General features: G+C 53.6%; 15 protein-coding genes, 2 pseudogenes and 1 CRISPR repeat array. Of the genes and pseudogenes, 4 read left to right on the forward strand and 13 right to left on the reverse strand.

The window, feature by feature from the left end:
- Nucleotides 1-59: 59 nt before the first annotated feature.
- The 7 genes and pseudogenes from JS82_02985 to cas9 all read right to left on the reverse strand — a co-directional run bounded on the left by JS82_02985 (nt 60) and on the right by cas9 (nt 10892).
- The gene (locus JS82_02985) at nt 60-233 is read right to left on the reverse strand and encodes a hypothetical protein (GenBank protein QHK17137.1); all 174 of its coding nucleotides are present in this window, start codon (nt 231-233) and stop codon (nt 60-62) included.
- Nucleotides 234-886: 653 nt separating this feature from the next.
- Nucleotides 887-1426, reverse strand: a complete 540-nt coding sequence (locus JS82_02990) for a hypothetical protein (GenBank protein ID QHK17138.1) — start codon at nt 1424-1426, stop codon at nt 887-889.
- Between the two features lie 38 nt (nt 1427-1464).
- Complete coding sequence (locus JS82_02995; protein ID QHK17139.1) at nt 1465-1668, reverse strand: hypothetical protein; 204 nt, start codon at nt 1666-1668, stop codon at nt 1465-1467.
- Nucleotides 1669-1746: 78 nt separating this feature from the next.
- A CRISPR array of direct repeats spans nt 1747-5017; the repeat unit is 36 nt; unit sequence GATCGAGAACTCTCGTATTTGACAACACTCTCAAAC.
- A 30-nt stretch (nt 5018-5047) separates the two neighbouring features.
- Nucleotides 5048-5668, reverse strand: a pseudogene (gene csn2, locus JS82_03000) (type II-A CRISPR-associated protein Csn2).
- A 29-nt stretch (nt 5669-5697) separates the two neighbouring features.
- Nucleotides 5698-6003, reverse strand: a complete 306-nt coding sequence (gene cas2, locus JS82_03005) for a CRISPR-associated endonuclease Cas2 (GenBank protein QHK17140.1) — start codon at nt 6001-6003, stop codon at nt 5698-5700.
- Nucleotides 5960-6880, reverse strand: a pseudogene (gene cas1 / locus JS82_03010) (type II CRISPR-associated endonuclease Cas1). Before cas1 ends, cas2 begins: the two are co-directional and overlap by 44 nt.
- A 1-nt stretch (nt 6881) precedes the next feature.
- The gene (cas9, locus tag JS82_03015; GenBank protein ID QHK17141.1) at nt 6882-10892 is read right to left on the reverse strand and encodes a type II CRISPR RNA-guided endonuclease Cas9; all 4011 of its coding nucleotides are present in this window, start codon (nt 10890-10892) and stop codon (nt 6882-6884) included.
- 274 nt (nt 10893-11166) lie between these two features.
- Here cas9 and JS82_03020 point away from each other — a divergent pair, with 274 nt between their 5' ends.
- The gene (locus JS82_03020; GenBank protein ID QHK17142.1) at nt 11167-13062 is read left to right on the forward strand and encodes a DUF2075 domain-containing protein; all 1896 of its coding nucleotides are present in this window, start codon (nt 11167-11169) and stop codon (nt 13060-13062) included.
- A 400-nt stretch (nt 13063-13462) separates the two neighbouring features.
- Here JS82_03020 and JS82_03025 read toward each other — a convergent pair whose 3' ends face one another.
- Entirely contained in the window at nt 13463-14224 is a 762-nt protein-coding gene (locus tag JS82_03025) for a hypothetical protein (protein QHK17143.1), read from the reverse strand.
- Between the two features lie 612 nt (nt 14225-14836).
- Between JS82_03025 and JS82_03030 the strand changes: the two genes are divergently transcribed.
- On the forward strand, nt 14837-15379 hold the full coding sequence (locus JS82_03030) for a phosphatase PAP2 family protein (GenBank protein ID QHK17144.1): 543 nt from the start codon (nt 14837-14839) through the stop codon (nt 15377-15379).
- 11 nt (nt 15380-15390) lie between these two features.
- Here the strand turns inward: JS82_03030 and JS82_03035 are convergent, their stop codons facing one another.
- The 3 genes from JS82_03035 to JS82_03045 all read right to left on the reverse strand — a co-directional run bounded on the left by JS82_03035 (nt 15391) and on the right by JS82_03045 (nt 18283).
- Nucleotides 15391-16689 (reverse strand): DUF4143 domain-containing protein, encoded by a 1299-nt coding sequence (locus JS82_03035; GenBank protein ID QHK17145.1) that lies wholly within the window; start codon nt 16687-16689, stop codon nt 15391-15393.
- A gap of 262 nt (nt 16690-16951) precedes the next feature.
- Nucleotides 16952-17770: a 4-hydroxy-tetrahydrodipicolinate reductase gene (locus JS82_03040; GenBank protein QHK17146.1), complete on the reverse strand. Its 819-nt coding sequence runs from the start codon at nt 17768-17770 to the stop codon at nt 16952-16954.
- A gap of 87 nt (nt 17771-17857) precedes the next feature.
- Nucleotides 17858-18283 (reverse strand): universal stress protein, encoded by a 426-nt coding sequence (locus JS82_03045; protein ID QHK17147.1) that lies wholly within the window; start codon nt 18281-18283, stop codon nt 17858-17860.
- Nucleotides 18284-18596: 313 nt separating this feature from the next.
- Here JS82_03045 and JS82_03050 point away from each other — a divergent pair, with 313 nt between their 5' ends.
- Entirely contained in the window at nt 18597-20000 is a 1404-nt protein-coding gene (locus tag JS82_03050) for an AAA family ATPase (GenBank protein QHK17148.1), read from the forward strand.
- A gap of 12 nt (nt 20001-20012) precedes the next feature.
- Here JS82_03050 and JS82_03055 read toward each other — a convergent pair whose 3' ends face one another.
- Together JS82_03055 and JS82_03060 are read right to left on the reverse strand one after the other, a co-directional pair.
- Complete coding sequence (locus JS82_03055) at nt 20013-20420, reverse strand: carboxymuconolactone decarboxylase family protein (GenBank protein ID QHK17149.1); 408 nt, start codon at nt 20418-20420, stop codon at nt 20013-20015.
- A 94-nt stretch (nt 20421-20514) separates the two neighbouring features.
- Entirely contained in the window at nt 20515-21318 is an 804-nt protein-coding gene (locus tag JS82_03060) for an inositol monophosphatase (protein ID QHK17150.1), read from the reverse strand.
- 52 nt (nt 21319-21370) lie between these two features.
- Here JS82_03060 and JS82_03065 point away from each other — a divergent pair, with 52 nt between their 5' ends.
- The gene (locus JS82_03065; protein ID QHK17151.1) at nt 21371-22762 is read left to right on the forward strand and encodes a phosphate--AMP phosphotransferase; all 1392 of its coding nucleotides are present in this window, start codon (nt 21371-21373) and stop codon (nt 22760-22762) included.
- The last annotated feature ends 86 nt before the right edge of the window (nt 22763-22848 follow it).

Raw genomic sequence — 22848 nt, forward strand, 5'->3', positions numbered from 1 at the left:
TCGGGTTCTCGATGATCGTCGATTTTCCTGATCCATTGGGTCCGACAATGACACAGAAATCAGGCTTCTTTTGCCCTTTCACCCTGCCATTCTCCCCTGTCCCTTCTGCAGAGTGCTCTGTATTCCTCCTCCGTCAGAGGATCGAGTCTCGATCTGTACCAGAATTTCGAATCAGGGCTGATCTTCTTCAAGCTCTCCCTGAACTCTTCGCTTTGAAGGAATGAATCAGTCACATCGAACACCCCACGTCTATCATTGCATTGTTCCGATATATCATGATTGTGAGGTGCAGTTATGTTATGGATAATGTACTCGTCTGCATCTGGTTTCTAACATTCTTCCAAGTCATGCTTGAGCGTAATCCTCATAATCCCGTGTAGGAGAAGTCGTCAAACTCCGCTCTTGGGCCATTCCGGAGTTGGCGGGTTGTCTGTACAGGTTTCACAGGCCATCTGTGGGCGTGTCATTCCAATTCGATTGTTATTTATATAATCGAAGCTGTATACGCAATAGAATCTGTCTGGCTTTCGAGGAGGTCCGAGGGTTTGTTCGTCATCTGCTGTCGCAGGTGACGGCTCAGTGTCTCGACGAACAGTCGAACAATACCTGGGGCCAGGGCGATGGTTGTAACTTAGGCACCCTGATCCCTCTTCTCATCAGGCATTTTTCACCTCCGAGATGTGATTCAGGTTCCTGGTCCAGCACATCAGGGAAGCCCTGCATGTGCTGGACTTCCTGCCTTGGTTGTCAATATACCAATATTTCTCGAGAGTTCGATACGATCGGATCTGTTAGATCGAATCAGTGGATAAGCTGTCTATGCGGTCGGGAACATCGGATACCGACGATGGCCTGACGGTGATGCGGAGCTGTTCGGTCCGGCGGTTCAGGGCTGCATGCACTCGCCCCTGTCCACGAACTCGCACTGCTCCCTGACGAAGGCGACGGCCCATTCCGCCGTCTCACCGCATCTGCGGAGGGCGTCCTGCGGGTCGGTGAAGCGCATGCACGCAGCGGCTGTCCCGACGTTGATGTGGTTCCCGATCCCGGCGACGGCCTCCGTCTCCCTTCCCGGGCCGAAGGACTGGAAGTAGCCGTCGACGAGGCTCTCGAGGTAGTCCTGGGCCTGCATCAGCAGGTGGATCCTCACATCGCTGTCCGTCTGCATGGCGGACGCGTCGTCGGATGCAGGAGAATCGCCCCATCCGGACCTCGTGGGGCCGTAGTGTCTGACGATGAGCCCGACGCGCTCCAGGTTCTCGGAGACCACGGTCTCGGGGTCCTCCGTCTTCAGGGCGTAGAACGCGAGGGCCATGGCGGAGATGTTGGCCCAGTTGCCGGGGCCGACCCTCCTGCCCATCTCCATGGCCTCCTGGTCGGCCATGCGGAGGCGTTCGATGATCTCTGCGTCTGTTGGGGCTTCCATGGGAGACGTCAACGCATCGGCGTTTTTAACCGAGAGGGTCAGACAAGGTCGAGAGTCTGCGCCATGGGGATCAGCCAGTCTGGCGTCTCCGCCGAAAGTTCGAGGACGCCGTCCCTTTTGCTCAGCACCAGGCGCGGTCTGTCGCTGTTGTCGAAGACCGCAGCATCGTCGGCCAATCTGATGTATTCCGGAAGCAGGGCGAGGACGCGCTCGTGTCTGGAGCGTACCTTGTCCTCAGGCACATCGTGCCCTTCGTTCCGAACCCTGTCTTCGATGCCCTCGATGCATGTCTCAGGATTTCCGGCACAGACGAACAATAGGATTGAGAACTCTCGTATCTGACAACACTCTCAAACAGCTCCTCAGAAGACGCGGATACCGGATGTAATCGAGAACTCTCGTATTTGACAACACTCTCAAACTTTCGGCAAATTATTCCCGAAAATGCACAAGATCGAGAACTCTCGTATTTGACAACACTCTCAAACCATCCCATCTCTTGATCGCCTCTTCGCGTGGATCGAGAACTCTCGTATTTGACAACACTCTCAAACGGACTGATGGCTGACGGGCCCGAGGACCTCGATCGAGAACTCTCGTATTTGACAACACTCTCAAACTACCCCATGCGGTTTTACCCGCATTTCCCAGATCGAGAACTCTCGTATTTACAACACTCTCAAACTCGTGCCGGTGTAGGATTTCTCGATAGTGAGATCGAGAACTCTCGTATTTGACAACACTCTCAAACATGACGACATAGCCAAGCCTCTCCAGTCCAGATCGAGAACTCTCGTATTTGACAACACTCTCAAACCACCACGATGAGCAGCGGGATGATGTTGATGATCGAGAACTCTCGTATTTGACAACACTCTCAAACACGCCGAGTAGTCGTTGATCCTGATCGCGTGATCGAGAACTCTCGTATTTGACAACACTCTCAAACAAGGTTCAGTGTGCATGGTGGTTCGACTATGATCGAGAACTCTCGTATTTGACAACACTCTCAAACGCATTAGATTCCAGTGGATTGGGATGTCATGATCGAGAACTCTCGTATTTGACAACACTCTCAAACCTCACCGTTCCACGTAACGCCCTTGTAGGAGATCGAGAACTCTCGTATTTGACAACACTCTCAAACCCGTTCGCCACCGCTGTCTGACAGTCTCCAGATCGAGAACTCTCGTATTTGACAACACTCTCAAACAAATGACGGGCATGTATGAGAGCCTGAATGGATCGAGAACTCTCGTATTTGACAACACTCTCAAACGCGTTCGTCTGGAACCTGAAGCTGAATGAAGATCGAGAACTCTCGTATTTGACAACACTCTCAAACGATGTCCTGCACGTTCCCCCAGTCCTGCGACGATCGAGAACTCTCGTATTTGACAACACTCTCAAACACGATCTCGGCGATCAGTTCGGCGTCACTCGATCGAGAACTCTCGTATTTGACAACACTCTCAAACCGAACCTCTGCCGGTTGTTCTGATCTCCATAGATCGAGAACTCTCGTATTTGACAACACTCTCAAACCTGATGCACACCCCTAACATGCCGTTCTCGGATCGAGAACTCTCGTATTTGACAACACTCTCAAACGGATGATCAATGGGAAGGAGTCCTTTCCCTGATCGAGAACTCTCGTATTTGACAACACTCTCAAACAAGACATGATGGTGAAAGGATGCGTTTCGAGATCGAGAACTCTCGTATTTGACAACACTCTCAAACAAAGAAGCAGAACAAAGACGGCAATCGCCGGATCGAGAACTCTCGTATTTGACAACACTCTCAAACATCATTCTCCGACTCGGACCATCCCAGAAAGATCGAGAACTCTCGTATTTGACAACACTCTCAAACACATACATCTACTTCCACGAGATAAAGAAGGATCGAGAACTCTCGTATTTGACAACACTCTCAAACAAACCAAAGAGGGGATGTTCGTGGCTTCATGATCGAGAACTCTCGTATTTGACAACACTCTCAAACTGAAGACAGCCTTCGACCTGAACGACGGTAGATCGAGAACTCTCGTATTTGACAACACTCTCAAACCAAGCTTGTTCTGCTCTGTGGTCAAGTCATGATCGAGAACTCTCGTATTTGACAACACTCTCAAACGTGACAGGAAGGCATCGGAGTTCATCATCCGATCGAGAACTCTCGTATTTGACAACACTCTCAAACATAGAGAGGGAGATGATTTCACACATCCCCGATCGAGAACTCTCGTATTTGACAACACTCTCAAACCGGCCACCGGTCCTCACGGCCGTCTTCGAAGATCGAGAACTCTCGTATTTGACAACACTCTCAAACCGAAGGCGTTCGGTTTCGTAGAACCTGATCGATCGAGAACTCTCGTATTTGACAACACTCTCAAACCGCGCGCACGCGATTAAAACCAGTTATCGTGATCGAGAACTCTCGTATTTGACAACACTCTCAAACAAAATGGTCGTTTTGAAGCAATGATACAGGGATCGAGAACTCTCGTATTTGACAACACTCTCAAACGTGACCATCTTAACGGCGGTTCCTTCGATGGATCGAGAACTCTCGTATTTGACAACACTCTCAAACAGGTTATCGTAAGGATGCTCTCGAGATCGTGATCGAGAACTCTCGTATTTGACAACACTCTCAAACCCACTTCCAATCTTCACACCACCAAGCGTAGATCGAGAACTCTCGTATTTGACAACACTCTCAAACCAGGCCGTTTTGGATAATCCGGATTTTCTCGATCGAGAACTCTCGTATTTGACAACACTCTCAAACATGGTTCGATGTTTACCACGGTCTACAATGGATCGAGAACTCTCGTATTTGACAACACTCTCAAACGGTCCGGCGTGTACGTCCCCGTCCCCTCTCGATCGAGAACTCTCGTATTTGACAACACTCTCAAACAGGCCGAGAGGCATCGGATCATCTTCACCGGATCGAGAACTCTCGTATTTGACAACACTCTCAAACTCGGAATCGACAGCCAGGACGCATTCCAGAGATCGAGAACTCTCGTATTTGACAACACTCTCAAACAGAACACAAACTGGACAAGATCTAACCGCCGATCGAGAACTCTCGTATTTGACAACACTCTCAAACCTTATGAACGGCTTTTTGGATAACAACCGCGATCGAGAACTCTCGTATTTGACAACACTCTCAAACGCATGTCATCGTATGCCATCTTACCTCATCGATCGAGAACTCTCGTATTTGACAACACTCTCAAACCATGCGCCACGTCTCCCAGATCCGTGGGCAGATCGAGAACTCTCGTATTTGACAACACTCTCAAACAACCTACCTAACCTTGTTCCGATGAAGATTGATCGAGAACTCTCGTATTTGACAACACTCTCAAACCACTATCTCGTCGCCCTCTTCATCCCTCTTGATCGAGAACTCTCGTATTTGACAACACTCTCAAACGGAATTCCTCGGTATCATCAGTCATAAGGAGATCGAGAACTCTCGTATTTGACAACACTCTCAAACACATCTCAGAACCTCCCGACCTTGACGGTCGATCGAGAACTCTCGTATTTGACAACACTCTCAAACCTCAAATATGTTGTCACGTGGAAAAAGCACTATCTCGCATTGATCTGAGTCGATTATTACTGCTGGATGAGTGTGGTCAGTGAATCTGCTGTTCACCATTAATACGGGAGTTTGAAGGTATATGATGTTTCTCAAGAGTTCTCTGTATCTTTCTTCGGACATGTATTCTGAGATATTGACCATTACCACCAGCCTGTATTTTGTGTATTTCCCAACCAAACGTATGAAATCGTAGACCCTTTCATCGAGGTTGTGACTCTCTGAGAACCTGAACTGCAAGGCCTTGACTATCTCGGATGCGGTGGGCTCTGTCAATTCGAATTCCGTTTCAATCTCTGCAGCAATATTGCACATGTGGCTTCTCAGGTCGCCCAGAAGCTCTGAGGTGCGAACATAATAGTTTTCTGAAAGTGCATTGGTAGTCAGTGTCTGTGTGAATCCACTCAGTATCTCCTTTCTATTTGGGTTTGCATCGAAGGGCCCCATGGAAAGCAATACTGATTTGTGAAACTCATGGATCACTCCGTTGGATGACAGTACAAACCGTCCATCGAATCCCCGAATTTGATCAATCATTTCTGACATTAATTTTCCTAGGAAATCAGGGTTTTCGACAATCAGTTGCCAAACAGGCGAGATGTCAAAATCCATGCATTCAGATAGCAAATAATGGCTAAGTTTCAAAGTACCACGAACCGGTCTAAGGTATCTAAGATCTCTTTTTGGGATTCGCCGACCAGGAACTCCATTTCCTGGTATTGTCTTTCAGAAACGGAAAGCAGAATCACGTTGCCTGTTTTCGGACGGTTGTTACGGAGATTCTTCCTGACGGTCTCGGCAGCAGTCGCATTTATGGCTATTTTAGAATACACAGATTCCTGAATCATGATGAATCCCTGCATCTGCAGGTATTTCCGGAAACGTGTATACTGACGTCTGTCTTCAGCTGTTTTCACAGGGAGATCGAAGTACACTATCAATCTCATCGCTCTTACTCTCATAGTGGCAGAACCTAAGCCCGAAAACATCTCTAGAATCCAGGGAATCAACAACACTTTTCACATAAATGCGCAAGGCGTTTCCGAGATACTGCGTTTTTCCATTCATTTCCACGGTGCGATTCAGGATGGATGCGAGCATCCGTTTTGATTCTGGAGACAATCCCTTATCAGACATGTCTAGTACCATTCTGTCCACAAGTGGGCGAAGGGGCTCCATTAAATCACTCCCCAGATTGTAGTGGTTGGAGGCGTTGTCATGGAACACCCCCAACTCTGTTGAATATCCTAGAGACACGATTTCACGGTTGACTGCAGACAGTAGGATTGCATATCCGTAGTTCAGCAGGGAGTTAATCTCGCAACTGTTCCTTCTGGAGAAATCATCACCGAACAACGTGTTGAAATACACCTTGGCTGCATGACCTTCGCGGTTCGTACAATCATTGAACTCCACCGATTCTGCGTATCTGCGAAGAAGTTCAGCCCTGTCATAATCAAATCTCTCCAGAAGGTCGGCCTGGCAGTTGATTTTCTCCGATACAATCTGTGACCAGATTCTTCCCTTGGTTTCATCGTCCCACTAGATCTGTGCTCTCAGTTTCCCCGGAGAGTCATGGCAGCCGTACAACGGCGTCATTTCTGACATGGGATTATGCATCTCATCGCAGAAGATCACCTTGATATTTCTTCTGCACAGTTCACACAGCAACATCGACGTGAGGGAGACTGCAGTGCTTTCGATCATGAGCACCGATATCTCGGACAGATGTATCTTCCGGACATCGGTGCCCCTGATGACCAGATATCCAAGTTTCAGGTCGAGCTTGGAATTACTGGATATGACCACGGTTCTCCAGGTCATGTCAGTTTATTCTCACTTTATTCTCCCAAAGGCCGGAAGGCGACTGGTTGATGATGAACACTTCTGCAGATTTCCTGTCGGGAAGTTTCTTGTTTACCTGAATCCTTCCCGCGACCGTAGATCCTTTGATTGCTTTGAGATTGGCGTTTGAGTTGTTGCAGTGGAAGGCAAGGAGTATCGAGTTCAACAAAGATGCCTGCTCCAAGCAATCGAGCTCTTCGAATTCGATCCTACCAGAATGGAGGTTCTCACAGAATGCGGTCATGAACTGCTCATATGGTTTTGAACTGGCCCTCTGCGCCAGATAATCATAGAGATCCATGTTCATGTCCTGGGTTATTCCGTAGTATTCTGCTGGTCTGATAACCCTGTCCTTACGATCCGAATCGAATTTGAAGAGGATTTTACAATACTTCATTCTTGTATCATCCATCAGGAGGTTGACGGCGTTGTAGAACAGGATGCTGTCGCCAGTTCTTCCACCTATATGCATCCTGAATCCGTTCCATTCGAAGAGGGTGTTTAACCTGATTACGGGAATGATTACTTCTACGTCCTTTCCCATTGTCTCGCTGTGATATCTGCGTATGGAATCCGGTTTGTCGATTGCACCCAGCATGTAAACCGGCACGACTTCTAAGGACCGGATGGTTCTTTTCTTGTCTTTGTATTCCACAAGGGAATAGCAGGCTCCCGTTGGTTTATTGTACCCACCATACTTTTCGGTATCCATCCCTCTCTTCCTTTCGATGGCGTTTCCTTTAGCTCTCACAAGGTTGTCATCGAAAAATGCGCCCTTCTTTACAAACGGTTGTTTGGTGAACAGTATGTTGTTGCGTCTCATATTCTTTAGAACAATCCTCATGCTTCCATTTTCCCCGGGTATCCATGCGGTGTTTCCGCTCCTGGAGACTTCGCTATCGTACATCTTGGAAAGATTGTAATGTTCGCCAGAGTCGATAAAATTCCGATAGTCCTTGGTGAATTTGGTGTCATACACGTTACCAACAACAATATTCAAGTATGCGTCCTTAGCGTGATGATAGTCGTTTATGGATCTGCATTTGATCATGACGTCCGATCCGCTGTTTTGGCGGAATTCTGACACGAGACCTGCTTTGACATACACAATCTCTGTGTCTCCTCCGAAGAGCCTTCCAAGAATCTCTACGGCCCCTTTGACAGATTGGCTAGTCTCCACCAGCTGACGGCTGATGAATCTGCTGAGTTCGTCCTGGCTGAAATCATCTTTTCTGACTAGGCGTGAATATTTCTCCGAAGTGATGTACTTCTTATCACGCAGGATATCCCACATGGGCTTCATGCTCATCTGTACTTCGGGAGCTATGGGGAATCTGTTGCTCTTCTCTGAGTTGCATTTCTTGCATGAAAGGACCAGATTGTTGTGGATGCTGTCATCCTTGATTAGTGACTGAGGGTAGATGTGGTCTCTGTCAACGGAGTCTGTGTTTCCAAGTTCCTCTATGTCGATTTTGCGACCACAATACATGCATCTGCCCAGCTGAGTGTAGTAGAGATACATATTGCGACTTTTGAGGTCTGCATCACTTCTGCTTTCCAGATCTGTTAACCATTGGGAATCCTCCCGACAGGCCTTGTACAACTGGATCAACGTGTTTCTCCTGGATTCGGTGCGTTTCTTCTTGGAAGGGTCTATGTTCTGACGTGTCGTCTCCACGAAAACCTTCTTCGGAGGATGTCCGATGAATTTCATGACATCCTTTGCCACACATACGGTTCTCCATATGCCACGTTTAACAGCAGGAGAGACATACAACCTGTCCACAGATCCGTAATCGATGTCTGCATCTGTCGTCATCTCCTGATTAATTTTCTCAATCTGTTTCTCGAATCCATATCTGGATAGTACTTCCATCAGGTTGTACTGGGTGTTCTCCATGATGTCCAGGATACAGGCATCTCTGCCGAGTTCAGGACTGAATTCATGGAGTCCTGTCAGGAACCTTTTGGACAGCCTCCCCCAGCCTTCGAATCCGAGTTTGGCAAGCCTTCCTATCTCTTCGTCGGTTAGACGATCGCCGAAATCCGTCTTCAGTTTCCTTCTGATATCTTGGGCTTCTTCGAAAACCGTTACGATGCGGATAATCTCCTCGCAAAAGTCTCTATCATTTGCCTTCTGTCCGATTATTTCTTTCATAATCGTCAAAGGTCTGAGGGATGTTTTGATGTCATTATCCATTCCTGTGATCTCTGCATCCTCTCTGCCGTCCAATACTCCGATACTAACAAGATATTTTGATACGGCGTTCTTGGTCACGCGACCTTTTCTATCGGGATTTTCGAACAGGTCAGAGACCATGCGTTTTTTGATGTCGACAGGTACACGGTCACCATTGACACGTATGTTGTTCAGTTCATTGTATAATGTGAAGTACGAATACACGATGGAATTTTTGGGAAGGACCTTCTCTCCAATCATGTATGTGCACATGCTTGTGAGATTCTCCATGAACGCTTCTGCACTTGCTTCTCTGTCTACCACGTCATCGAAGTTCCAGGGTCTCACCGGGGTGTTGGATTTGCGGACAGCCCATGATCTGTTTACAGCACCCATGGGTGCTGATGTATTCAGAGGCCCTACATAATATGGAATTCTGAAGCCCTGAATCATGATTACCTTGTCAGCCGTTGTCAGCCCATCCTCGTTCACAGTTTTTAGGAATGGGTAGAAGCGGGATGCGTTTTCAAGGATCTTGATCATCTCATCTTTATGGATTGTGTACGGGAACACACTGTTAGTCTTTGAGGTCTGTTTAGGCATGAACGTCCCGTCGGAGAGGCGCGTCATCATATCGTTGTATTCTGGATCGTTTTTGGCTTCGGTTTTTGATAAGACGGACAGGCAGAATTTACAGAATTCCTCCTGATTGCAGCTTTTCTCGGGTTTGATCTTTCCACATTTGCCAGAGTAACTGCAGTAGTTACCCATGATAGTGCCACTTTTGAAGACATCCTTGTACATGTCGCTGGCATACTTACGAACCGCCTTTTTCAGCAGAGCCAGATCCGAGCGGTGCTGCTCATACGATGCAATTTTTGCATACGATATGGAGCGATGTCCTTTCAGAAGAGATGATAGTACTGACCAGTTGTACACCTGCTTGACGATTCTCAGAGTGTTCCACTGGTCTTCGTCTAAGATGTCTTCGAGTTCTGCCATCTTGTCTTCGATGGAATTATCGGAGAATGATATGCCGTCAGATTCTATGGAATCGTCCTCAAAGATGTCTGAAGGTTTTACCTTGGCTCCTGCCAGAAGCTCTCCGAGTTTGCTCTCTGGTTTAGTGGAACAGCCAAGAGCCTCCTTCACGAGTCTTTTGCGGTCTGTCACACGTATGTTGCGATCAGTGAGGATTCCATTCAGAATCTCATAATCGGAGACATTCAGATCCATGCCGTACTTCATCACATCCTGAATCAGTAAGTCGATGATTTCCTTGAAGTCAGGAATGCCGTCTGAACTGATGCTACTGAAGATGAAATGGCCCCTGAATTTGATGATGTGATGTAGAGCAAGGTAAACAAGCCTGATGTCTGGCTTCTCATCTGTTTCCATCAGGAATTTGCGAAGATGATAGACGGTTGGGAATTTCGAGTGGAATTCTTTGTCTGTGAAGTTCTTGTCGTTAAACAAGCTGTTGCTTTGTTTGATAGTTTTATCTTCAACATGCAGTCCGCTCTCGTCCAGTCTCTGGAAGAAAGAGGGGTCTATCTTGCAGACCTCTTCATCAAACAGTTCGCGAAGGAGTGCCACTCTTTGTTTGCGACGTTCTAGTCTGCGTCTTGCACATCTGTGCATTCTTCTTTCGGCGGCTGTTTTCCCTTCTTCGAAGAGATGTACACCCCACATCGCTTTTCCTCCGCATTCGAGAATGTTGTACTCCGGGTCTGTGGCTGCCCAACCCAGGGAGCTCGTTCCGATGTCGAGTCCGAGATAGTACTCGTAATCCGCGATATTTAGTCTATTCATAATAGAGTAATTTGCTGACTTATTTATATAGTGAAGTTATAAATAATTAGAATCAAGGACCTAAGTACAAATAATTAATTTTATCTATTATTGCATACAATACAAGTTCGACAACACGAGTTCAAATAAGGCATAACCGGAATCACCCGAAAGGGTCCCGCAATTGGCGGGGATCTCGTTTGTCAATATTTTTTAATTTGAAGCTATTAACATCATAATAGTCGGTATTCCATAATAGGAAATTGTTTGCATTTGAAACACATCCACACTCACAATGATCATCTACAGCGACACCAAATCAGGTTTTATCGATGACATAGTCAACGGAGTCCTGGACGAGAAGCTGGAGTCGCTGATGACGGAGCGTTTCGGCAAGGGCACCTCGGATGGCGAGCTCCGCGCCTGGCGCAATTCCCTGACGTACATGGGCAACATAATCGGGGCCTCATCGATTCCCGCGGATTCGGGCATCGCCATCGAATACGGCATCCCGTACACATCGAAGCGCGTCGACCTCATCGTCACAGGGCTGAACGAGTCGGGAGGGAACTCCGCCGTCATCGTGGAGCTGAAGCAGTGGGCCTCTGCGGAGGCGGTTCCGGGCAAGGACGGGGTGGTCCGCACACTCGTCGGAGGCGGCATCCACGAGGTCGCGCATCCGTCGTACCAGGCATGGTCGTACGCGGAGGCGATCGAGGACTTCAACGCCGATGTCCGCGACAGGGGCGTTGTGCTCGCCCCCTGCGCGTGTCTCCACAACTACAATCCGCCCACGCCCGACCCGCTGGCATCAGACGCATACGCGGAGTACACGTCGAGAGCTCCGATGTTCACAAAGCACCAGGGGTCCGACCTGAAGGGCTTTCTCGAGAGGTTCATCAGGAAGGGGGACGGTGGCGAGACGATATTCATATTGGACCGGGGGAGGCTCAAGCCTTCCAAGTCCCTACAGGATGTTCTCTCATCCATGATGCGCGGCAACAGGGAGTTCACGCTCCTGGACACGCAGAAGGTGGTCTACGAGGAGGTCCTCCACCAGGTCAGGGCTATCGCCCGCGGAGGAGGGAAGAGGACGATCGTCATCCGCGGCGGCCCAGGGACGGGGAAGACCGTTCTCGCCGTCAACCTACTGTCCGACATAACCTCGCTCGGGATGTCCTCCCTGTACGTGTCCAAGAACGCCGCGCCCAGGAACGTCTACAGCGTGCGGCTCAAGGGACAGAAGAGGGGACGCAGCCGTGTCGACAAGCTGTTCGTTGGTTCCGGGAGCTTCGTCAACGCGGAGGCGGATGTGTTCGACGTTCTCCTGGCGGACGAGGCCCACAGGCTCAACGAGAGGAGCGGTCTCTACCAGAACCTCGGTGAGAACCAGGTGATGGAGATCATCCGGGCGTCGAAGCTGTCCGTCTTCTTCATCGACGAGGACCAGAGGGTGACCCTCAGGGACATCGGAACGGTGGACGAGATCAGGAGGTACGCGAGGCTGCTCGGTTCCACGGTGACGGAGATGGAGCTCGACTCCCAGTTCAGATGCTCGGGATCGGACGGATACCTCTCATGGCTCGACAGCGTTCTGCAGATCCGCGAGACCGCCAACCTGGATCTCGAGGATCCCGGGTTCGCGTACGACTTCAGGGTCTACGACGATCCGAACGAGATGAGGGCCGACATAGAGGAGAGGAACGCCGCGAACAACAGGTCCAGGCTGGTCGCCGGATACTGCTGGAACTGGATCTCCAAGGGGAAGGACGATTCGGATGTGCACGACGTGACCATCCCGGAGCACGGGTTTGGCATGAGCTGGAACCTCGGAAGCACCGAGACCTGGGCCATAGACGAGGGGTCGATCAACGAGATCGGCTGCATACATACCTGCCAGGGGCTGGAGTTCGATTATGTCGGGGTGATAATCGGCGACGACCTGAGATACGAGGACGGGAAGGTGGTCACGGACGCATCCAGGAGGGCGAAGACCGACCAGTCGCTGAAGGGCCTGAGGAAGCGGTACCCCGACGAGGACGAGGCTGGCAGGGTGGCGGACAGGATCATCAAGAACACGTACAAGGTGCTGATGTCCAGGGGGATGAAGGGCTGCTACGTCTACTGCACCGATCCCGGCATGAGGGAGCACCTGAGGAAGAGGTCGATGACCGATCGGAACCTGTTTTGAAGGAACCCCACATCCGATGCCTGCCGATTCCATGACGGTGACAGAATCCATTCGGATGCCATGTAGCAGTTGACGTCCGGACTGTGATCGAAGTTTGTCGTGAAGTGAAACACAACGTCTGATCCGGAACCACTGCCCTGTCGCTTGCTCACAATGACCATCCTGAGACGGGTTCTCCGGGATTCAGGCGAGTCCTTCCTTCCTGAGATAGCGGTCGAAGTCCTCGCTCTCCCCAATTTGTCCTATGAACAGCTTGTCGGAACGGTTGATTCTGAACTCCCAGCCTGACCAGTAAAAGTAAATCAGGTCGGGAGTTCAGAGTGATATGTTAGTGTCTGTGTTCCGATTGTTGTTTCCAAGGGCACTATCGGTTTCAACCGATAAACTCGGTCTTTAAGATTTAACACAGTTTCATGTCCACTGTGATTGCAGCGTGGTCGCTCCCGGCCTTCACAGCCCCATCATAGTCGTATCTGCAGCTGTAGTCTATGAACCTGGATCCGTTCAGGTAGACGAAGTCGTACCTTACCTTGTCTTTGCTGCTCCGGATTACATGAGAGCAAGTGATGCATCTGCCCTCGATGGGTCTGCTGGTGTCCACATTTCTTATGAGCGAGTCCCTGAGTCCGCATTCCTCCATCGTTCTGAAGAACGTGGGAGCGCCGTTGTCTCTACTTCTCTGCTTGAAGAATGTCATCTCCTCTGCGGAGTAGCCATCGACTTTGGGCTCGTTCGCATCGATACCTACGATGTCCGGCCTCATTTCATCCACCGCTTCGGCATAAGACAGGAACTGGTAGCTCTTGGCCATCACATGGTCGCAACCCGTGATGGAGTGAAGACCGAACACGCGCATGTCCTGCCCCTCCACATGTAGATCTGCCCAAAGGGTCCTGTCCGGCATCAGGGATCTGGGAAGCACACCTGATCCTCTGACCTCTATGTCATCGCTTGCGATTATGGCCACACCAAGCTCGCGGGCCCCACTGTCGTACTTCCCCGGGGGGCGGAAATCCAGAGAATACAGGAATATTCCTTGTCCGCCGAACTCGTCCCGGAGGAGGGATGCCAGTGTCGGCTTCACCTCCTGCAGGATGGCTATGAAGCTCCCCTCGTCGAGGTTCCCCTTCAGGTAGTCTATCTTGTTTTCCGCTCCATTCATGGAGCACACGTTCCAATCCAATATCCTGACCATTTCATCATTTCCTTTTTTAGGGCCATCAGTTTTTCCTGTTGGAAACGCGCTCCCATCGCCACATGATGGGAGAACAGACAGACATTACAGGCTGTGTATAATTACTTCTGTCTGTTATGTTTGTAATCCTCTGATGTTGTCAGCGGTTCTCATGATATCTGTAATCCGCATCACCATTCGGTGAGGAATCTCCAGGCCGGGGATGTGCCCGGATCGGTGAGGTCCATCTCCAGGTCCCTGAACACGCGGAAGTTCCTGAGACGGACGGTCTTGAACATGATGCTGTGATGGGCCTGGATGTTAAAATTATCTTTTGGATTGATACAAAATTCATCATAATTTGATATTATATTTAAACGGATAATCCTGTTTTCCGTTTCTAGGTCGAAATTGACGGTTCTTCTGCGAAGCCCATGGTGTCCTCCATGACGGCCTCTCATGTGCAGGTATACGAAGGGGGATGCGTGCACGCACACGACGGCGTCGTCGAAGCGGATGAGCCATGATTTCTGAGATAATGCACAACCCCCGAACATCCCTCCGCTCATGTTATAACCGACATGCCCTCTGGGCCCCCTCATGTGGGAGCTCTCGGTCCTGGAGTGGTTCGATTCCCTCCACGGGTCCGTCCTGGACCCCGTCATGGTGGGCATCAGCTACAGCGCCACGTCCGGTCTGATATGGTTCGTTCTGGGCTTCCTCATGACATGCTCCCGCAGGTGGCGCAGGTGCGGGGTGTCGGTCATCGTTGCGGTGGCCCTGGCGTACGTCGTGGTGGACGTGATCCTGAAGCCCCTGGTCTGCAGGGACAGGCCGTTCGACGCGGCGGACTTCGACCTTCTCATAGCCGCACCGGACACATGGTCGTTCCCGTCCGGGCACACGGCGTCCGCCTTCGCTGGTGCCGCGGCCGTCCTCATACACAGCAGGAGGTGGGGCGCGTTGGCGATGATCTATGCCGCCCTCGTGGGGGTCTCCCGCATGTACCTGTGCGTCCACTGGCCCACGGACGTCATCGCCGGCGCCCTGGTCGGGACCGCGCTCGCGTTCCTGGCTGTGTGGTTCATGTCCCGCTGGATACCGTACTTCAGGGACCTGGATCGGGACGGCGCCCTGGTCTGATCGGTGACGTGTCAGTTCCTCAGACAGGACAGGGGGATTACGTGGATCCCGTCCTCCCTGGTGTACGCCGCCCCGTCGGCTGTGACCACGGCCATGAACGCCGGTTCGCCCACCTCGTCGGAATCGACCTTGTCCCTGAGCTTCAGCAGGTTCCTCGCACCTTCGTCCGCCCACTTGTCGCTGAGCTTCACCTCCACAGCACCCCATCTTCCCCGGGGCAGATGGACGATGGCGTCCACCTCCAGTCCGTTCTTGTCGCGGTAGTGGCACACGTGTCCGTCCATCGTCTGCGCGTACACCCTGAGGTCCCTCACGACCATGGATTCGAACAGGAGCCCGAAGGTCTCCGGGTCGTGGACGAGGTCTTCCGGCCCCGCATCGAGGAAGTATGCGGCTATCGCTGGATCCGTGATGTGGCGGGTGTCGGACGTGCGTATGGCGGTCTTGGAGCGCAGTCTGGGGGTCCATGCCGGGAGGTCGTCGGTGAGGCAGATGTTATGGAGCAGCCTGAGATATTTGTGGACCGTGTTCGTGCTGACCTCCATGTTCCCTCCCTTTGCCATGTCCTCGCGGATGCTGTCCGCGGACATAGACGATGCAGATCCCCTCGACAGGGATCTGAGAAGCGTATGGAGGGTCTTACCGCTGCGATCCCTCCTGGCTGTCGATTCCTTCTCGGAGTCGCTGTCAAAGTCATAGTCTTTGATTGCCGTGCAGTAGCCTTCGACTTTCTTGTAGCAATCCGCGTCGTTCAGACCGACGGTGTCCGGCCATCCGCCGCGTACGAGCCTTCTTGCCATCCCATAGTAGTCGTACTCGGGAAGGCTGCAAATCGAATCCTGTCCGTCAAACAGATCTCTCAGACTGACCTCTCCTGTGGATTCTCCCGATTCCCACAGGCTCATGGTGCGCATCTTGAGCCTTTTTATGCGGCCTGCCCCAGAATGTTCCAATTCAGATTCCACGATTATCTTCGATCCAGTGAATATGAACTGTCCCTTCGCCTTGCGTTTGTCGATCTGATATCTGGCAGCTCCCCAGAGCTCTGGAATCTTCTGCCATTCGTCTATCAGAACAGGGGTGTTTCCCTCCAAGACCCTCGATGGGTCCAGCATGGCTATCTTGCTGAACCTGTCAAATTGGACCTTGTCTTGCAGATACACCTTGGTTTCAGCGATTTGCTCTGCAGTCGTGGTTTTTCCACACCATTTCGGGCCGGTAATGACCACTCCGCCGAACAGGCGCATATCGTCTTTGATGACATCATCAATCAGGCGCGGCAGATACTCCGAATCCGGGGGTTGGTCCATGCGTTATGAGATGGTGTAGCTTGTATTTATGACTGGCTATTTTGTAATGGTTAGATTTGGCTGAGAATTTGCTTGTAGATTTGGCTATGAAAAATGTTGTAGATTTGGCTGAGAATTTGCTTGTAGATTTGGCTACAAGTCAACAGCGAGAACCGGTGGTTGCTGTCCGCATCCGAACGTCTGGCACATTTGTGGCTACACTGTTGCCACAATTTCACAGAAGGTGCAGGGGGTACTCGCCCCCTGAAATGATTTGCGGTGCTCACTCCATGACGTCGGCCATGGAGTAGACCTTGCCCTTGGCCTGCTTCACGACCCAGCCGGCCGCCATGACGGCGCCGCCGACGAAGATCTCCCTGGAATGGGCCTGGTGGCGGATCTCGATCCTCTCGGAGTTCCCGATGAACATGACGGTGTGGTCGCCGACGATGTCCCCTCCCCTGATGGCGTGGATGCCGATCTCCTTGCCGCGGGGGCAGACGCCCTGCCTCCCGTAGACGAAGTCCTTGCCGCCCATGGCCTCGCTGATAATCTCGGCGGCGGTCATGGCGGTCCCGCTGGGGGCGTCCTGCTTCTGGTTGTGGTGGGCCTCGACGATCTCCACGTCGTAGTCGTTCCCGAGGAGGAGCGCGGCCTGCCTGATCAGCTTGTTGAACACCGCGACCCCGATGGAGTAGTTGGTGGAGATCACTGCCGCCACGTTGTTCCTGACGACGGCGTCGGTGATGCTCTGCTTGACCTCGTCGCTGAGGCCGGTGGTGCCGATGATGAGGTTGACCCCCGCCTCGGCGGCGATGGGGGCGTTGACCGCGGTGGCCTTGGCGATGGTGAAGTCCAGGAGCACGTCGGTCCTGGAGTCCTTCAGGACCTGTGCCAGGTCCTTGGAGTCGGACACGGGGACGCCGAGGGCGCCGGCGCCGACGACCTCTCCGATGTCCCTGCCGATGTTCACGAGGTCGAAGGCCGCGGACACGGTCATACCCTCGGTGGCGAGGATGCGCTTGACGAGCATCTGCCCCATCCTTCCGCAGGCCCCGACGAGGCCCACCCTGACGGGCTCTGAGCTGCATTCGCTGTTCATGGTTATCGTCAAGGCCAACGACGCGGCCATATAAAGGATGTGTGAGAAGGGTGAAAGGTTTGGGCGGGGCCTCGGCCCCGCGGGTGCTCACTGGGCCCTGATGGTCAGGACCTTGCACTCGGCCATCCTGATGACCTTCTCGGCCACGCTGCCGATGAGGTACTTCTTCACGCCGGTCTTCCCCAGCGTGGACATCACGATGAGGTCGTAGTCCTTGGACATCTCCACGATGGTGTCGGCGGGGCGCCCTCCGACGACCATGGTCTCGCACGGGATCCCCGCGGCATCGCACTGGGCCTTCACCGCGGCGACTGCCTCACGTCCCTCCTCGTTCAGTATCTCGGTCACGGACTCGAACATGTCCCCCCTGGCGGTGGACATGGACGTCGCATCCACCACGTACACCGCGGTGACGCTCGCGCCCGTGAGCTTCGAGACCTCGATCGCGGATTCGACCGCGTTCTTGGTGAACGTGCTTCCGTCTGTGGGGACCAGGATCTTCTTCACTGTCATCTGCTTCACTCTCCTTTGTTTCCTCCCTTCCCCTAAGAGTCGGAGGCTCGGACCATGTCGCGGTGGGTTCTGCCGGGGTCCGGCCGCCCCTCCGTTCCATCAGTCATTTGTTGGATGCTTCTGTAGCATATATTTAAATTGGGTTGGACAGTCCATCCAACCGTGTTTAAATACTGGGCCGTTCAGTTAAAATCTTCCGACAAAAATTCACGATTCGGAAATTTGTGAAACAAAATTTACGATTGCGAAAATTATGAAATGAAATTCACGATTAAGAAAATTGAAATATGAAATTCACGGTTAAGAAAAATCAATGGTCAGACTCATCGGCAGAGACAGGGAGGTCCAGGAGCTAGAGGCGTTCGTCTCGGATCCCACCGTGCGCGGATGTGCCGTGTATGGCGTGCGCCAGGTCGGCAAGACGACCCTCCTCCGTCACGTCGCATCGGGACACCGGTCCGTCTACATACAGGCCGTCAAGGGATCGGAGGAGACGATAGTCGAGCGCGCCATGTCGTATGTGCGCGAGTCCTTCACGGTCCAGGACGGTCCGAAGACGCTGTCCGGACTCCTGGACACGATAGGAGTGATATGCTCGGAGGCCCCCACCCTGGTCATCATAGACGAGTATCCCTACATGTCCAAGTCGCTGAAGCATGCCGACAGCATGCTGCAGGGGTTCATAGACGGTCCCCTGGCGGAGACAGGATCGAAGATAATCCTGTGCGGATCCCAGATGTCGTCCATGCTGGACATCGTGAAGGACGACGCCAATCCCCTCTACAACAGGCTCAGATGGAGCATGGAGGTGAGGGAGATGTCTTTCGTCGACACGTGTCTGTTCCATCCGGAGATGGACGATCTGGACCAGATGAGGATGTACATGGTCTTCGGAGGGATGCCCCTCAACCACATCGATTTCTCCGGTCCGTCCTTCAGGGAGGTCATACAGAGGAGGTTCCTCTCGCCAGGTCTGCCTCTGAGCAACATCGCCCGCGCTCGCATCGGGTCGGAGCTCGCGGACGTGGACGCATGCGAATCCATAATCCGTGCCATCGCAGCGGGCCGCACCAGTCTGAAGGAGATAACGCAGCACACCGGAATCAACACCAGCACATGTTCGAAGCACATCGCGAGGATGGAGGGTGTAGGCATAATCGGAAGGTACCATCCGATGGCGGGAGCCCCCGAGAGGCCGAGGTACAGGATAGAGGACGGTCTGGTGGGGCTGTGGTACACGGTGTTCGACGATCTGGACGAGTTCTCGATGCCCGTGGACGTCGGGAAGAGGTACGAACTGGTGGAGAGCGGGATCAACACGTACCTCGGACATCTGTTCGAAAAGTTCTGCGCGGGGTACATGACCCGCCACTACGCCTGCGATGAGATGGGGTCGTGGTGGGGGGTCGAGGTGGACGAGGACGGTGACAGGGTCGGGGTCGACATAGACATCGTCGCGAAGGTCAGGGAGTCGGGCAGGAGGTTGAGCGTGTATGCGGAATGCAGGTTCCGCAACAGGATGATGAAGAAAACCGACCTCGACAGGCTCGAGCGCCGCGCCACAGCGCTGGACGACAGGGCGAACCTGGTCCTGTTCTCCTCGGGCGGTTTCGAGAGGCAGCTCCTGGCCGTGGCCCCGGCGAGGGGCGTCGTGCTGATAGGCGTCGACGAGCTGATGGAAAGGGTCCCCGCCCCCCGCCTGCTGGGCGGGGGCTAGGGGCCGTGAGGCTCACTCGTCCCACTCGGCGAACAGCTTCGTGATGCCCCTCTTGGCGACGGACCAGCAGGGGACGCCGCCGATGAGCACCGCGACCTTGATGGCCTCGAGGATCTCCTCCTTGGTGGCGCCGTAGTTCTTGGCCACCCTGGCCTGGGCGTAGACGCAGTCCTCGCACATCCTGACCGCGACGCAGGACAGCGCCATGAGCCTCTTGGTCTTCCTGTCGAGGGCGCCGTCCTCGACCATCACCCTGTCCATCGTGTGGAGGGTGTCGATGAACGAGGGGTCGAGCTCGTTGATCGCCTTCAGCGTGTCGGGGGCGTAGCCGCCCATTCCCGAGCACATTTGTCCGAACTTGTTGTTACCGCAAGAGGGTCTTTCCTGAGACATGGATGGTGTATCGCGGAGGTCGGACATAACCGATTCCCCCGGACCTGCCGGATTTCAGTGCCGTGAACCAGCTACGGATTCGTTCGCGGTCGATTACGAACGAAAACGAACGAAAAGACGCTCACGTCTCCGAGCCCGATCGGTACGGTGTCCTTCCGCCGAACACGTCCGAGACCACGTCCAGCAGCTCGTCCAGGTTCCCCTGCGAGTTGGCCGCCAGAACCGGGGACGGACGGTCGAACCACACGTCGTCCTCTATGCCGTGGAAGACCCCGCCGGCCGCCTTCACGCAGGTGAGCGCGGCCGCATGGTCCCACGGGGACAGCCTGATCTCGAAGTACATGTCCACCGCGCCCTCGGCGAGCATGGACAGCTCCACCGCCGCCGTGCCGATCCTCCTCAGGTCGTTGATCCTGGGGTACAGCCTCTCCGTGGCCTCGAAGACCCTCGGCGCCAGCTCCTTGCGGTAGCAGCACCAGGCGGTGCTGAGGATGCAGTCCTCCAGCGGCCTGTCGGAAACGTGCACGGGCACGCCGTCCCTCCATGTGCCCCTGCCGATCTCGGAGGTCCACATCCTGCCGCTGAACGGGTTGCAGACCACCCCTATGTGGGGCGAGCCGTCCTTGAACAGGGCGACGGACACCCCGACCTCGGGGATGCCCCTGGAGAAGTTCATGGTCCCGTCGATGGGGTCAACGATCCAGGTGTAGCCCTCCTCCAGTATCGGGGCCTCGTCCCCCTCCTCGCCGACGAACGACGAACCGGGGATCAGCCCGGTGAGCCTCGACTTGAGGAATCTCTCGTTCTCCAGGTCGGCCGACGTGACGATGTTCTCCCTGCCGCCCTTGTCCTCCACGGAGAACCCGTGGGCGGCGGCCACCCTCCTGCCGGATTCCGCGACTATGTCTGCTATCTTCCCGAGCACGCCTCTGCCAGCGGACGATATTGATTTTACCTTTGCGGTGGTTGCGTATGGCATGGCAGCCACGATTTCAGACGACCTCGCCGCGGAGCTCACCGTCCTCCAGCGGCGCATCGTCAACGAGAACCAGCAGGTGCTCGTGATCTTCGAGGGACGCAGCGGGAGGGTCATGGGCCGTGTGATCAACGAGTTCATGAACCTGCTGGAGCCGCGCGGGATCACATACACCCACTTCGTACCCGAGGAGATGTCGTCCCCCAGGGACATGCTCAGGTACATTACCAGGGAGCCGGCGAAGGGGAAGATTTCCATCTACGACCGTTCATGGTACTCCCGCATCGTCGCCGAGGTCAACGAGGGCAGGGACGCGGACGAGTTGCAGAACCTGGCCATGTCCCTGGAGCGCTACTTCTCCAACAACGGGGTCATCATCGTCAAGATCTTCCTCAACATCTCCGACGAGACCATGGACGAGGTCGCCCAGAGGCTCGGGAAGAAGAGGCTAAAGAGCAGCTCGTTCCTGACCGACGACCACATCGACCCGAAGAAGTGGAGGGACAAGATCGTGATGCCCATGATCGCCTCCACCAACACGCCGTTCGCCCCGTGGGACATCGTCGACGTGCAGGACCTGGACATGTGCATGGCCATGGTGGTCCACACCTTCATGGAGAGGGTCGTCCACCGTCTGGAGCACGAGGTCCATCTCCCGCCGAAGACGGTGGAGTCCAGGTACCCCAACCCCAGGAAGGAGGCCGACCTGACGAAGACGGCCAAGAGCTACAAGTCCGAGCTGGAGGAGCTGTCCGCCGACATCGCCAGGCTCCAGCTCAAGCTGGCGGAGTCGGGCAGGTCCATGGTCCTGGTGTTCGAGGGCTGGGACGCCGCCGGCAAGGGAGGGAGCATCAAGCGCCTGGTCAGGTCTCTGAACCCGAGGGGGTACTACGTGGTGCCCGTCGCGGCGCCGGTGGGTGACGAGAAGGTACACACGTACCTCTGGAGGTTCGCGATCAACATGCCGAAGGCCGGGCACATCACCATCTTCGACCGTTCCTGGTACGGCAGGATGATGGTGGAGCCCATCGAGGGCTTCTGCAACGAGGACGAGTACGGACGCTCGGCCAGCCAGATCCGCGGGTTCGAGAAGATGATCTCGGAGCTCGGCGGGATCATCATCAAGTTCTGGATGGAGATCAGCCCGGAGGAGCAGCTGGCCAGGTTCGAGGCCAGGAGGGCCAACCCCGTGAAGTCCTGGAAGATCACCGACGAGGACTGGCGCAACCGCGAGAAGTGGCCGGTGTACGAGGAGTACGTGGACAGGATGATAGAGTCCACCAACACGTCGTTCGCGCCGTGGGTCGTCGTGGAGTCGGAGGACAAGAAGTACGGCAGGCTCAAGGTGCTCAGGACTGTCAGGGACGCCATGAAGGAGGCCCTGGACGATTGAGACGCGGGGGTCGCTCCCCCGCACATTCCGTCGATTGTCGGTATGGGCATTCGACACTCTTATATAGCCCGGGCAGGTTGTCCCGA

This window comes from Methanomassiliicoccaceae archaeon DOK, from assembly GCA_009911715.1.
Classification (GTDB): Archaea; Thermoplasmatota; Thermoplasmata; order Methanomassiliicoccales; family Methanomethylophilaceae; genus Methanoprimaticola.